We start from the raw sequence: 13,939 nt of genomic DNA on the forward strand, positions 1-13,939 counted from the left end.
ACATGGCTCGTTTAACCGCTCGGTTTGAATTACAAGACCGGATCACGCGTAAATTGCGTTTGATCAGAGGGGACTTAGAACGACTTGATAGATTGCGCCGCAGATCAGAGCGGCCAATCACATTGAGAGTACGGGACAATGCCACAATTGCATTAAGACGTGTGCAGCGATTCATATTGCGTGATCTTGCTAGAACTTATCAGCTGACGCTTGATGTAAATGATCTGGCCACAAAAGCATTGAGAAAGTTCAATGGCTTCTTACAACGCAAGATGCCGCGTACTCATAGCGTGTTGATGCGTATTAAAGATCAGGCAACACCAGGACTTGTCCGGCTGCGTCGTTACATCGATCGGAAATTTGGCAAAGTAGAACGGTTTGCCATAACGGTTCATGATCGGGCAACCGCAGGAATCAGACGTATTGCTTCATATGCAGCGCGTCAGCTTGGTCGAGGATACAGCTATACCATTAGAGCCGTTGATATGGTCCGACGTACTGTCAGTCGTATAACGTCTTATACTCGGAACACGTTAGGGACTGAATACAGGGTGGCGATTAATGCGATCGATCGTTTCACCGCTCCAGTACGTGGAGCTGTCTCATTTGCAAATACCCACTTGGGACGTACTTACACAACCACAATCAAAGTTCTTGATCTTATCACAAAGCCATTGAGAGGGATCGTGTCAGCTGTCACCAGCACACTTGGGTTGCTTGGAGTCGGTGCCGGTGCAACAGGCGGTATAGTTGTGCCGCTCAAAATGGTTGCGGATCGCCAGAACATGACCACGGCTTTTGAAACACTGCTCGGCAGCAGAGGAAAAGCAGATGCACGTCTGGACGAGCTGACGGCCTTTGCTGGTCAAACGCCATTTACTCGTGATGAGATTTTCGAGTCAAGTCGTGTCCTTCAAGTATTCACAGGGAACGCTCTATCGACTACTGAAGGCATGAAGCTAGTCGGTGACGTTGCTGCTGGTGTTCAGCGGCCATTCTCAGAAGTTGCGCTATGGATGGGGCGTTTATATGACGGCATTAAATCGGGGCGTCCTATCGGTGACGCAACGGCAGCGCTTCAGGAAATGGGGGCGATCTCTGGTGATGCCAGAGGTAAGCTCGAAAAACTTGCAAAGAGCGGCAAGGACATAAATAAAACTTGGCCGGAAGTAACAAAAGAGTTTGGCAAATACAACGACATGATGATCAAAATGTCGGACAACTTGGCCAACTTATTCCTTGGTGTCAAATCATTCATCAACAACTCTATTTTGATGCCTTGGGGTAAAGGACTTGCAGCTGCGTTCCAACCCGCTCTTGAAGCATTTAGAACGTGGCGTGGGGAATATTCTTTTGTACTCACTGACCTATCAAACAAAGCTGAAAAGGCAGGAAAGAAATTTGCTAACAGCTTCCTGAATCCGACAAAGAGTGTTTTCGGATTTATTGGTGATCAGTTCAAAATCTTGTTTCCTGGTGAGAAGTTAACCAAAAAACAGACACAGGAACTGAAGGTCAAGTTTAAGGACAACCCTAAGCTGAAGAAGCACTTTGAACAACTAGAAAAATACAGAAAAATGGACTTTGAAACTCGGTGGAAGCTAGTTCTTGATAATACGAAAGACGTTTTTGGCCAATGGTGGGAAAAGACAGGAAAGCCTGGTCTTTTCAAAATGGCCGAGAATGTCGGGAAGACTTACGGTGGCATCATAAACGGCGTGATCAACGGTCTGCTTGGTATTGATGACAAATCATCTGAGGACAGTTTCACTGATGCAGGAGCCAAAGCAGGAAAGATATTCATTGAATCATTTTTAGAAGCTCTTGATCCTGTGCAATTAGGTATTCGTATTGCCAAGAAGATAGGTGAGATCAACTGGAATGCCCTTACTGGAGAAGGCTCAATTGCTGGTGCACTGATTGCCAATGCATTTGCGCTTGCGTTCTTAGGAAAAGTGGCCACTTTATTAAAGCCGCTTAAATCCATTCTTTCAGGAGCCTTTGCTGCCTACAAATGGGGCAAAGGTTTAAGAGGAGGAATGGGAGCAGGAACGAGCGGCGGTGTAATTGGTGGTTCTGGAGGAGCAGGGCGACTGCCAAGGAACCAACGACCTCCTGAATATCGTCAGCCTTGGATCAATAGAGGGGAGCCGGTACGTCCAACAACGCCAAACCAAGGGCGTGGCGGTGGATTCTTAGGAAATCTCGGTAAAGGTGCAAAGAGTATTGGAAAACGCATTCCTATTCTCGGTACACTGATTGCCGCAACAGAGTTAATCGGTATGAACAATGATAATAAAGGCGAGAAGATCGGTGGGTTCACAGGAAATCTAGGTGGCGGTATCGGTGGTGCGGCAATCGGAACAATGATCGCACCTGGTATCGGAACCGTTATCGGTGGAATCTTAGGAAGCATCTTTGGCGGTGATCTTGGCAAATGGATTGGAAAGATGTTCGACAACGGAACCATCAAGAAAAAATGGGATGAGATCGTCAAATGGTCAGAGGATGCAATCAAGTGGATTAAAGATACATGGAAAGATATTTCTACTTGGTTCAATGACAACGTGGCTGAACCAATTGGTGGTTTTTTTGAAAAAGCATGGACAAAAATTAAAACCACTTGGGAGAAAGTCTCTAACTGGTTCATGGAAAAAGTATTCATACCTATCTATAACTTTGTTGTACCAATCATCAACTTTGTTGTTGGTGTTTTTGTTGTTGCTTGGAACATTATTAAAACCATATGGGGTGTTGCATCAACTTGGTTCATGGAAAAGGTATGGAAACCATATGGTCAATATGCAGTAGAAGCCATTGGTGTGGTATGGAATAAACTTGTTGATACATGGAATTGGATCAAAGAGACATGGGGAGTATTGTCTGAGTGGTTTAATGAATATGTGTGGACACCATTTAAGACATATGGCATTCCAGCTATCATGTTTATCTGGAATCTATTCAAAGGTACATGGAACTGGATTAAAACCACGTGGGTGATACTTGCAGCTTGGTTCGATGAGTATGTGTGGCAGCCGTTTAAAACTTACGCTTTACCAGCCATTATATTCGTTTGGAATCTATTTAGAAACACGTGGAATTGGATTAAAACTACGTGGGAAAAACTCTCTACTTGGTTTTATGAAAACGTATGGCAGCCATATAAGAAATATGCGGAGCCAGCGATTACCTTCGTGTGGGAAAAATTTGATGAAGCATGGAAAACGATCAAGGGTATATGGGAAACAGTAAGTGGATGGTTTGAAAAATATGTTTTCAACCCGTTAAAAGATCATGCAGAAAAGTTAACAAGCACATGGAAAGGCTTATTTGACATTGTTGGAAATGTTGTCGGTAAAGTTAAAGAATTTAGTGGGAAGGCATTTCATATCTTTGAGAAAAAAGGAGAAGAAAAAACAGGACTGAAAAAGAAAGAGAAAGCAGCAAATAACGCCACCGGTGGTTATATCACAAAGCCGACACTTTCATGGATCGGCGAGGCGGGCAAGGAGTTTGTCATCCCGACTGAAAACAACAAAGGTCGAGGAAAGATGCTACTTGCTCAGGCTGCTTCTCACCTTGGAATGTCTGTTGTGCCAAACGGTGCATCACCAACCTCTCCAGCAAGCTCATCGTCTCCAATGAGACCGGCTGCTGCTTCATCAGTTTCCACTTCTGCAAGTGGATCGATATCAATTGGAGACGCGGCCAACGCATCAAAATACGGGGAACAGTTTAGCACTGACTTTGAAAAAGGGTTAAACAGCAAAGTCGTTTCACTTGAACAGTGGAAACAAGCTAATATCAAGCAGCCATTTACTCAAATTCAGGCAGCGACTCCGCAGTATGGAGCACAAACTGTCTCCGGCTTTGCTGCAGGTCAAAACATGACACCAACTGGCACAGGTCAATTCTTAGATCAAAATGTAAGACAACCTTTCTTGAATGCTCGACAAGAGTCACCTACATGGGGAGCTGGACTAATTGACGCATTTAACAGCGGCATGCGTTCCAAAGGAAGTGAAGTGACACAGGCGGCCAAGGACATGGCCAAGAAAGTAGAGCAGGCGTTTAGAGAGGAATTAGACATTCATTCTCCATCACGTGTCATGATGAGCCTTGGGAAATTCGCATCAATCGGTGTCGTTAAAGGTCTTGATTCGGTTGACGTGAAGAAATTCGCTGAGAATCAAGCGGGTTCCTTAATCGCTGCGTTTAGCGGAATGGGTGCATCTAACCTGAGTGTTCAACAATGGCTCATGGCTGCTCTAATGGCAACTGGCACATCAATGAGCTGGCTACCTGGTTTGATGACGATTGCGCAGAATGAGTCACGTGGAAACCCGAAAGCGATCAACCTATGGGATTCTAATGCGAAGAGAGGAACGCCGTCTAAAGGATTGATGCAGACCATTGATCCGACCTTTAACTCTAATAAAGTCAACGGCATGAACGACATCTGGAACCCAATCCATAATGCTGCAGCTGCTATCAACTACATCAAAGGCAGATATGGAAGTGTCTATAATACGCCTGGATTAAGAAGTATCAGAAATGGCGGACCATATAAGGGTTATGCAAACGGTGGTCTAATCACGCAAGAGCAAATCGCCAGAGTCGGTGAAGGAAACAAGCGTGAATGGATTATTCCTGAAGAGCGTGGCATACGTGGTCGCTACTTGTTGGCTCAAGCTGCACAGGCTTTAGGAATGGACGTATACGATCCGGCCACTGCTGCATCATCTGAGCTTTCACAAGGGCAGGTGCAAACAGTAACAGCTGGCACAGCAAATGCACCGTCTGCTTCCAGCGGATCAAAACAGGTCATCATTAACTTTAATGGTGATCAGCACTTCCATAACGGCCAAGATGAAGATTCACTTGTTGAAAAGATCAAACGATCAATAGCTGAAGAACTAGAAGTCGAGATCAACACAGGAACGAAGGGAGTCGTGATCGATGGCTAAATCAAAATATCAATTATGGATTTCGCAAGGGAAGGACAAACTGCGATTCCCTGTTCTTCCTGAGAAATTAGAACTCAATAACAACGTACAAAATGAATCTATCAAAGTATCAAAATTTGGCGAGCTCACATTCTTGGATGTACCAGGAGCTCGTCAAATTTCATTTACAGCTTTTTTTCCGAAGAAGTATACACCGATCGCTGAATATAAAAGCATTCCATCACCAGAGAATGCAATAGCCAAAATTGAACGAATGATGCGTTCAAAGAAGCCTGTACGCTTTATTGTCACAGGGACCAAAATCAATATGCAATGCAGCATAGAAAGCTTCAATCACAATGAAGGTACGTATGACGTCGGTGATCGTGAATTCACGCTGCAGTTAAAAGAATACAAAACCGCATCACCTAGAAAAATCAAACGGAAAGCCAAAAAGAGCAGCAAAAAACGCAGCTCAAAAGGCGCACCAAAAGTGTACACCGTTAAAAAGGGTGATACATTGTGGGATATTTCTGGCCGCTTCTATGGTGATAGTACAAAATGGCGCCGCATTTGGAATGCGAATAAAGCCGCGATGATCAAACGAAGTAGACGCAATATTAGACAACCAGGGCATTGGATTTTCCCTGGTCAAAAATTAAAAATACCACAATAGGGGGGCTGACATTGATTGAGCTTTTTGCCATCAGAAGCGGCACCATGTACGAGCTTGTGACAGAGAGCGTGACACTTCGGGGGCAAAGGTATCAGGCCCCTCGCTCAATACAATCAACTATCGTGACTAAACAGGGTTCACAAAAATATTACAGCATCAAAGAGGGTGACACGGTTCTTTTCAAGTGGAAAGGAAAAGAACTCTTTCGAGGTACAGTCTTTGCAAGAACGCCGAAGAATGAAAAGCTCACTTTTACTGCTTACGACATGCTTCAGTATTTGGTGAAGAACCAGGATGTCTATGTCTTTTCCAATAAGAGAGCTGATCAGATAATGAAGCGGCTTGGTCAAGATTTTCAGATCCCGATGACGTCGATCGCTAACACTGGCCATGTCATTAAATCACTTGTATTCAAAAACGATACAAGCCTTTATGACATCATCTTGCAGGCTCTAAGGGAAACAAAGAAACAAACAGGGCGTAACTATCAAATTTATTCTGCTAAAGGCAAGATGGGGCTGAGAGCTTGGCCTGATCCGTCCGAAGTATGGGTCATTGAATCAGGCGTGAATCTCATTGATTATCAGTACAGTACCTCAATTGAAGAAACGGCCACACGTGTGAAGATGAGAGCCACGCGTGTTGAAAAAATCAAAGTCTTAAAGAAGGAAAAAAAGAAATCAAAGTCTACAGACAAAGAGAAAGATAAGAAAACGGCCAAACCAACAAAGCCAAAGATGGTCACGCAAAAGAAAGAGATTGAGATGCTGGCTGTGGCGAATGATAGTGCTGCTAGAAGCAAATACGGCATCCTGCAGCACGTTGAAAGAGTGTCAGGAGAGATCAACCAAGCACAGCTGCAAAAGAGAGCAGATGTCCGACTGGCTCAAAAGAAAGGCGTAAAAAAAGAGCTGAAAAGCATTCAAGCTCTAGGTATTCCTGGATTACAAAGCGGTATGCCAGTACGCATTATCATTCCTGATATCGGCATTAAAAAAACGTACTGGATCGATCAAGACAGTCATGAATTTAAAGGAACCAAACACACCATGACGATTGATGTCGTTGAAAAAAATACAATTCCAACGGGGAATCAGTCATGAAACTAAGCGATGCAATTAAGCGATTGGCCGTCAATGCGGTTGATGCACAATCGCCAATGGAATTGATACTCGGTGATGTTGTGTCTGTTTCTCCTCTTAGTGTTAGGCTCAACGAAAATGACAAACTCATCATTCCTGAAGAACTTCTTATCTGGCCAGCCCGCTTAGACGAGGGAGAAGATGATGAGCTACAAGAAGGCGATAGTGTCATGGTCCTTGCGATGACAGGCGGCCAAACGTTTTACATCTTAGATAAAGTAGTAGGAGGTGGTTCATGATGGCACTCTCTCCAGAAGAAGAAATTGAAGATTTTGAGGAAGATGAAGAGGATATTGTTGAACCTTCGACTACCTACCGAATCGACTTTGAGTCTGGCCGTTTAACCAATGAAAAGATTAATGGTCTCGATGCCATTCGCCAATTTGTATATATGGCCCTAAGAACTGAACGATATTCGCATGCTGTTTATAGCCATGACGTAGGATGTGAGGTTCAAGAAGCTGTGTCTGATGAAGAATCAACGGACGAATACAAGGAGATGGAGATTCCGCGTCTAATAGAAGAAGCACTTCTTGTTGATGAGAGAATTGAAAGTGTGCAAGATTTTGAGGTCACAAAAGAAGGGGCAACCTTTAAAGTGCTCTTTAACGTGGTGACAGATGAAGGGACCTTGGAGATTGAGGAGGTAATCGGAGATGTTTGAGGAACAATCGTATGAAGCCATCATGGAACGCATGTTGGAACGTATACCTGATGATATTGATAAACGTGAAAACAGCGTGATATGGAATGCGTTGGCTCCTGCAGCTGCGGAACTTGCTCAATCTTATATATGGCTAGATCAGGTATTCGAACTTGTCTTTGCGGATACAGCGCAGGGAGAATTTTTAGATAGACGAGCTGCTGAAGTGGGGATCACTCGTAAAGCAGCCACAAGTGCTGTATGGTCTGTCGGTGTGACACCTGACACTATCAGAATACCAACGGGATCAAGATTCTATATCGACAATCTTTACTTCCAGTATCAATCTGACGGCACGCTGAAGTGTGAAACGACTGGTGCTGTAGGAAATGGGAATTTTGCAGAGCTGCCGCTCCTATCTCTCGATAACATACCAGGTTTAGAATCAGTCATTTTCGAGGAGCTGAAAATACCTGGTCAAGAAGAAGAAGACGATGAAGCTCTGTATGAACGGTACTTGATGAGGGCGAGGCGGGAGGCTGTCAGCGCTAATAAAGCACATTATAAAAAGTGGGCTGAAGAAGTAGAAGGAGTTGGCAGGGCAAAGGTTTTTCCTCTTTGGAATGGTGAAGGCACAGTAAAAGTTGTCATCACAGACGGGAATTTTGATGTGGCGACGGACCTGCTTGTCAATAAGGTACAGGAGTACATTGATCCGGTTCCGGGCGAAGGGGAAGGCCAAGCGCCGATTGGAGCCACCGCAACCATCGAGAGTGCTAAGTGGAAAGATGTTGAGGTGTCCCTATCAGTGGAGCTTAAAATGGACTATTCACTTGAAGATGCTCAACAAGAAATAGAGGAGAAGATCAAGGCTCTCCTAAAATCACTTGCTTTCGAGGAGAATGTGATCAGAATGTCAGCGATCAACGACATTTTGTATCATGCGGATAGTGTGTCTGATTATGCGGATGTCTTGATCAACGGTGAAGCCAAAAACTTGCCCCTCCAAGACATTGAAATCCCGCGTCTAGGGCAGGTGATCGTCAATGAGCAAGTATGATGATATGAAAGCCTATCTACCCTCCTATCTAACGGAGATCACTGAATTTGATGAATTAATGAAATCAGAAGCTCCTGAAATGGAAAGGCTAGACGATTCTATTTTTGATATGACCGATCAACTTTTTCCGATCACTGCCACATGGGGTCTGAATCGATGGGAAAGAATGCTGAAGGTGCAACGTGAATCAGGTGACTCGATTGAATTGAGAAGGGCACGTATTTTGAATCTCATGTCAAACATTCCACCGATCACTTATGCTTCTTTAGAGAGGGCAGTCAACCGCTTCCTGAAGAATCCTAGTGCAGTGGTTCGTCTAACAACTGGCCGATATCATTTCTCCCTTCGTGTTAATTTGGATGACCTGCAAAACACCAGGTATATTGTAGAAACGCTTGAAAACTTGAAGCCAGCTCATTTGGCTTACAAATTCACAAGCGTTCATCACACAGACGTTAACGAAATAAAAGACTATCATAACCGGCTCACACTGCGCAGCAGAGTGGGCTTTTTTGATCACATCCCGATCCTGCTGAATGGAGAGTTTTTACTTAATGGCACTTTTTATTTGAGTGGATCGCGTAACTCGACAGATATTCCAGTACGCTTCAGACAATTTCTAAAGATGGCCATGAAGCTCAAAAAAGAAATGAAAGTTTCTGGCCGTACAAGATATGTCATGGTAGGAGCCAAACACGAAACGGATCAACAAGCAGCTCTTACACTTCGATCTCGCTTCAATCATGTTAGGAAAGAAAAAAAGAAAATGACATTCCGTATGGCTGCTCATGTATCAAATGAGCAAAGCGGAAGTGTAATCATTAAGCAAAAATATTGGACGCTTGATGGATCGGTACCGCTAGACGGTTCAAAATATCTAGCTGCCACGTCCAAACAAATAGATTTATAAAGGAGGATCATTATGGCTGATCAATTAACCGTAACAACGCTTTATGCTCGGCAACAAATGGCGAAGGCTAGAGCGGAGGGAACGAAGCTCACGAAAGTGGTTAAGATGGCTTTTGGGAATGGTGGGACGAAGGATGGGAAACCGATCTCACTAGACGGCACTGAACAAGAACTTAAAAAGGAACTTGTTCAAAAAGAAATTGATTCATATGAGTTTATGGAGCCAGCGAAAATCCGGTACACGTGCACCATCGCAGAAGGGGAGCTTGCTGGAGAAGTCATCAACGAATTGGCTCTTGTTGATGAAGATGGAAAGTTTACGGCCATCCGCACCATGACAGACAAGCAAAAAGACGGCGACATCGAATTTGTTTTTGAGATTGATGATATTTACTAGGAAAGGAGTGCTCATCGATGGACATTAAATCTCCTAAAGTGTTTGAAACAAGTGACAAGGCTCATGCGGATCTGTTCAATGACATGGTGAAGGTATTACTTGAAAATGATACTGGACTGTTAGATCAACTCGGTGGCCATATTGATGACACCAAGCCACATGCATCTGCAGCAGAGAAGAAGAAATGGAATGAATCGCAGCTTTATAAGATCACAGCTGATGACGGCAAATACTTGATTTCTGTTCCTGCTGACAAAAATATTTTTGATGCGATCAAGGACAAGGGAACCTGTACTTTTATCGCTTCTCCAGGTGTAGAAGATTCCCCTGCGCCTAGTAACGCCTATTTAAGAGGCATACAAACGGTGGGACAAAACAACATCGGAACCGGATTTGCGGTAGACACGTCAGGTAATGCCTATTACTTCTACTATAATTCTAGCCATATATCTATCACTTGGACGCAGCTGCCGACAGCAGATGAAAAAGATAAATGGAACAGTGGCCAACTGTATCAACTGACGCAAGATTCAGGTACTCGTAAATTTATAGCTGATGGAACAGATTTACTCACTTTATCACCTGGGTTTTATTATGGAATTAACAACAGACTTTTAAATAATCCTGATCCATCTGATACTGGGTGGTTTAATTATGATGTTTCTGAAAGTGGATCGGGACGGAAAATGATCATAGCTGTAGCGAGCTTCAATAATAGGATGTGGTTTGGAACTGTTCATACTAATGGGGATTTCAAAGGCTGGAGACGCATTATTACTGACGTTGATGCAAAACTCAACTGGAAGTTCCCCACAATCGGAAACGGTTGGAAAACTTATAAAAGTGAAGTTAATAACGATTACCGAGTTCGTGTTGCAAAAGATGCTTTAGGAATTGTTCATGTTACAGGAGCCATCGCAGGCGGCACACTTGGGGATGTACCTGCCTTTACGTTACCAGAAGGATGTGAGCCGCCTTTCCCTCTCTATAATGTTGGGATCGCTTCTAGTACCGGTGGTTTTAAGGGACCGCAATTTAGTAGACAATATATCGCTACAGATGGACGTTTCTGCATACAAGATACATCCAGTAATACTGAGTTTATTGTCGTGAACTGCATGTTTAAGGCAAAGGAGGGATAAACCATATGAAGCCAATATACGCGTACGATGAGGATTTCAAGTATATACGTGGCGGAGATAAAGAAATACCCGATGATGCTGAAATACCAGATGGATTTACGGATGTCCAACCCCAAGATGGGTTATATTCAGCGAAGTACAATCCAGCAAGCAAGACATGGAGCGAATCAGCAACCCAGGAGTACATTGATAGCTTACAAACAGAGCAACCGCCGTATGATATTGATTTACTAAAACAGCAAAATGCGGTGTTAACTAAACAATTGAGTCAGCTTTCAAAAGATGCAGCTGCAGCTAAATTGCGTGAGGCACAAATGGCAAAACAATTGGCTCAACTCATGACTGAGATTCAGGAGTTGAAGGGTGGTGAAAAATCATGATATATCCAACAGTTGCGGATATAAAGCAGTTTTGGGATTGGAAGTGTTATGGTCCAGAGGATATTGCTTTTTATGTAGAAATCGGTTGGATTAACAAAGAAGACTATGAGGAAATAACAGGAGAACAATACGAAGCCTAGAGGGGCTTTTTATTTTGCCTTCTTTTAGGAGGTGGACAAAGTGAAGGAGTAGGTGAGTATGGTGGAAATGGATTTGGCTCAATATTTGATGACACAAGGACCCTTTGCGGTTCTTTTTTGTTGGGTGCTGTTTTACGTATTAAACACAACAAAGGAAAGAGAAAACAAGCTCAATGAACAAATCGAAGCGCAAAATGAAGTGTTGGCAAAGTTTAGTGAGAAGTATGATGTCGTGATCGACAAGCTCGATAAAATTGAACGGAATTTAAAATAGGAGGGAACATTTATGAAAAACTTCGACAAAGGCACGGTGATCCGCACGGTGCTTCTATTTATGGCATTGATCAACCAAGCGTTAATTCTATTTGGCAAGCCAATCTTGCCGATCAGTGAGGATCAAGTCACTTCGTTGGCTGAGACATTGTACCTTGCTGGTTCAATGATCTTCACAATCGTAACAACACTGGTGGCATGGTTTAAAAACAACTATGTGACTGACAAAGGCAAGTTGCAAAAAGAAATCCTGAAACAAAAAGGATTAACGAAGTAAGGAGCTGCCATGAGGTGGCTCTTTTTAATACAGCAAAAGGAGACGATGAACGTGGTAAAAATCATTAAAGATTTTATTCCAAAGAGTAACGACAACAGACCAGGAAATTGGATGAAGCCGCTATATATTACGGTTCATAACACTGCTAACACGGCAAAGGGTGCAAATGCAGCGAGTCACGCAGCATTCGTCAAAAGGTCTAGTACAGGCGTAAGCTGGCACTACACTGTGGATGATAGTGTCATCTATCAGCATTTGCCGCTAAACGAAAACGGATGGCATGCGGGAGACGGTCGGGGAACAGGTAACCTGAAGTCAATTGGTATTGAAATATGTGAGAATAGCGATTGTAACTTTGAAAAGGCAGTAGAGAACGCCCAATGGCTCATTCGGAAGCTGATGACAGAACAAGGCATTCCATTGGCAAACGTTGTGCCTCATAAGAGATGGAGCGGCAAAAATTGTCCTCGCAAGCTGCTTAATCGTTGGGACAGCTTCAAGGCGGGTATTGCAACCGCTCATACAGGGAAAAAGGCAACAGCAAAGCCTGTGAAAGCAACACCTGTCAAAAATACGTCATCCAAGCCAAAAGCGAGTAAAACTAAAAAATCATTTAACTTGCCATCTGGCATTATTAAAGTAACAAAGCCTTTGACAAAGGGCGCTGGAGTAAAAGCATTGCAGGAGGCTCTGGCTGCTGTGTATTATTACCCGGACAAAGGCGCAAAAAATAACGGTATTGACGGCTACTATGGGCCAAAAACAGCAAATGCGGTCAAGCGGTTCCAGCTCATGCATGGGCTTGTTGCTGACGGCATTTATGGACCAAAGACAAAAGCAGCACTGAAGAAAGCGCTGAAATAAATAAAACGCCTTACGATTTCCATCTAATGGGCGGTCGCCTACGTATAAAAACGTAGATAGCCGTCCTACATAACAATGACGTATAATTGAGCGGAGGGGAGGCGGAAGATATAAAGATAAAGAAGATTTCCGTAGGTTTTTTGGTTTGCGCTAGTTTTCTACTACTGCTAGTGGGATGTGGTGGTGTAAAAGTTAGTGAATCTAAGGACGAGATTGAATACAATTATGAGGATAGTCCGGATCCGAATCTAAGTTCGGACAAACCGAAAGACTTGAAAACTGTAGATGTCGACTATAAAAGTAATGCAGAAGACGTGAGTGTGAATGTAGAAAAACTACATTTCTCAGACGGCGAGGTTGGGTTAAGTATATCTTTTAAAAACACCTCGGAAGATAAAACATACTTAGTATCTCCTGCCACGTTCATATTACGTGTTAACTCAGCGAAAACTCTCGGGTCATCCGAATTGGTTTTTGTTGATTATAATTCCGAAGATATAATTATGGATGCTAAGGACGATACTTTTAAATCCGTTTCATATTGGTCTTTGGGTGACATTGATTACGATAAGATAAAAGATATCGAATTACAAGTAATCCTAAGTAAAAGGACTAACACTGCTACTGAATCCTTAGTCCATTTTAATAGAACGATAAATTTTTAAGCGAAAAGCCTCGTCCCTAACCGGATGAGGCGTTTTTTACGTTTAATATGTCCGCAAACTTAATGAAATTAGTATCACCTCGATTATCCTTCACACGAAATTCCTTCCGTAGATGATCCACGTACACAACGCGACCATTTACTTCACGAACAAATCCGTCATCGTATAATTCGAAATTTAGCGGCATATCTTCGCTGATTGCCGAAGAAATAACGAACTCAAATTCGTCGACTTGTTCTTCGCTAAGCGTCGGCCGTTCTATCTTCTGCTTCGCGAGGCGTAATTGACGCAAAGCTTCGTTGTGCTCCGGCAATATAAACTTCATTTGCCAGCGGTTCTGATCCTTTCGTGCATCCCACATACTATCACCTCAAAAGAAATTATAACCGAATGTTTGTTCTGTGTCTAAGTTTGAGTTATAATAA

16 protein-coding genes are annotated in these 13,939 nt (G+C 43.2%); 15 read left to right on the plus strand and 1 reads right to left on the minus strand.

What is annotated here, in order from left to right:
- Positions 1–2: 2 nt before the first annotated feature.
- From NSQ64_RS01335 to NSQ64_RS01405, 15 genes are all read left to right on the plus strand, one after another.
- Positions 3–4,967: a transglycosylase SLT domain-containing protein gene (locus NSQ64_RS01335; protein WP_286108683.1), complete on the plus strand. Its 4,965-nt coding sequence runs from the start codon at positions 3–5 to the stop codon at positions 4,965–4,967.
- Entirely contained in the window at positions 4,960–5,622 is a 663-nt protein-coding gene (locus NSQ64_RS01340) for a LysM peptidoglycan-binding domain-containing protein (protein WP_144491118.1), read from the plus strand. Before NSQ64_RS01335 ends, NSQ64_RS01340 begins: the two co-directional genes overlap by 8 nt.
- A gap of 11 nt (positions 5,623–5,633) precedes the next feature.
- On the plus strand, positions 5,634–6,725 hold the full coding sequence (locus NSQ64_RS01345) for an XkdQ/YqbQ family protein (RefSeq protein ID WP_286108684.1): 1,092 nt from the start codon (positions 5,634–5,636) through the stop codon (positions 6,723–6,725).
- Entirely contained in the window at positions 6,722–7,003 is a 282-nt protein-coding gene (locus NSQ64_RS01350; RefSeq protein ID WP_144483247.1) for a DUF2577 family protein, read from the plus strand. Before NSQ64_RS01345 ends, NSQ64_RS01350 begins: the two co-directional genes overlap by 4 nt.
- The gene (locus tag NSQ64_RS01355; protein WP_144484817.1) at positions 7,003–7,428 is read left to right on the plus strand and encodes a DUF2634 domain-containing protein; all 426 of its coding nucleotides are present in this window, start codon (positions 7,003–7,005) and stop codon (positions 7,426–7,428) included. The genes NSQ64_RS01350 and NSQ64_RS01355 overlap by 1 nt, the downstream gene beginning before the upstream one ends.
- On the plus strand, positions 7,421–8,467 hold the full coding sequence (locus NSQ64_RS01360) for a baseplate J/gp47 family protein (protein ID WP_286108685.1): 1,047 nt from the start codon (positions 7,421–7,423) through the stop codon (positions 8,465–8,467). The genes NSQ64_RS01355 and NSQ64_RS01360 overlap by 8 nt, the downstream gene beginning before the upstream one ends.
- Entirely contained in the window at positions 8,454–9,377 is a 924-nt protein-coding gene (locus tag NSQ64_RS01365; RefSeq protein ID WP_286108686.1) for a YmfQ family protein, read from the plus strand. The genes NSQ64_RS01360 and NSQ64_RS01365 overlap by 14 nt, the downstream gene beginning before the upstream one ends.
- Before the next feature lie 12 nt (positions 9,378–9,389).
- Positions 9,390–9,773: a phage tail-collar fiber domain-containing protein gene (locus NSQ64_RS01370; protein WP_286108687.1), complete on the plus strand. Its 384-nt coding sequence runs from the start codon at positions 9,390–9,392 to the stop codon at positions 9,771–9,773.
- Between the two features lie 17 nt (positions 9,774–9,790).
- Positions 9,791–10,915, plus strand: a complete 1,125-nt coding sequence (locus NSQ64_RS01375) for a hypothetical protein (RefSeq protein WP_286108688.1) — start codon at positions 9,791–9,793, stop codon at positions 10,913–10,915.
- A 5-nt stretch (positions 10,916–10,920) separates the two neighbouring features.
- Complete coding sequence (locus NSQ64_RS01380) at positions 10,921–11,295, plus strand: hypothetical protein (RefSeq protein WP_095285421.1); 375 nt, start codon at positions 10,921–10,923, stop codon at positions 11,293–11,295.
- Positions 11,292–11,435 carry an XkdX family protein gene (locus NSQ64_RS01385; protein ID WP_034282362.1) on the plus strand — a complete coding sequence of 48 codons (144 nt, stop codon included), beginning with the start codon at positions 11,292–11,294 and terminating at the stop codon, positions 11,433–11,435. Before NSQ64_RS01380 ends, NSQ64_RS01385 begins: the two co-directional genes overlap by 4 nt.
- Before the next feature lie 61 nt (positions 11,436–11,496).
- Positions 11,497–11,709 carry a BhlA/UviB family holin-like peptide gene (locus NSQ64_RS01390; RefSeq protein WP_025092921.1) on the plus strand — a complete coding sequence of 71 codons (213 nt, stop codon included), beginning with the start codon at positions 11,497–11,499 and terminating at the stop codon, positions 11,707–11,709.
- A gap of 12 nt (positions 11,710–11,721) precedes the next feature.
- Positions 11,722–11,985 carry a phage holin gene (locus NSQ64_RS01395; RefSeq protein ID WP_095285420.1) on the plus strand — a complete coding sequence of 88 codons (264 nt, stop codon included), beginning with the start codon at positions 11,722–11,724 and terminating at the stop codon, positions 11,983–11,985.
- Between the two features lie 51 nt (positions 11,986–12,036).
- The gene (locus NSQ64_RS01400) at positions 12,037–12,849 is read left to right on the plus strand and encodes a peptidoglycan recognition protein family protein (RefSeq protein WP_286108689.1); all 813 of its coding nucleotides are present in this window, start codon (positions 12,037–12,039) and stop codon (positions 12,847–12,849) included.
- 86 nt (positions 12,850–12,935) lie between these two features.
- The gene (locus tag NSQ64_RS01405) at positions 12,936–13,514 is read left to right on the plus strand and encodes a hypothetical protein (protein ID WP_286108690.1); all 579 of its coding nucleotides are present in this window, start codon (positions 12,936–12,938) and stop codon (positions 13,512–13,514) included.
- A gap of 16 nt (positions 13,515–13,530) precedes the next feature.
- Here the strand turns inward: NSQ64_RS01405 and NSQ64_RS01410 are convergent, their stop codons facing one another.
- Positions 13,531–13,875, minus strand: a complete 345-nt coding sequence (locus NSQ64_RS01410) for a YolD-like family protein (protein WP_251181640.1) — start codon at positions 13,873–13,875, stop codon at positions 13,531–13,533.
- Positions 13,876–13,939: the final 64 nt, after the last annotated feature.

The organism is Bacillus sp. FSL W8-0183 (assembly GCF_038006825.1).
Classification (GTDB): Bacteria; Bacillota; Bacilli; order Bacillales; family Bacillaceae; genus Bacillus; species Bacillus altitudinis.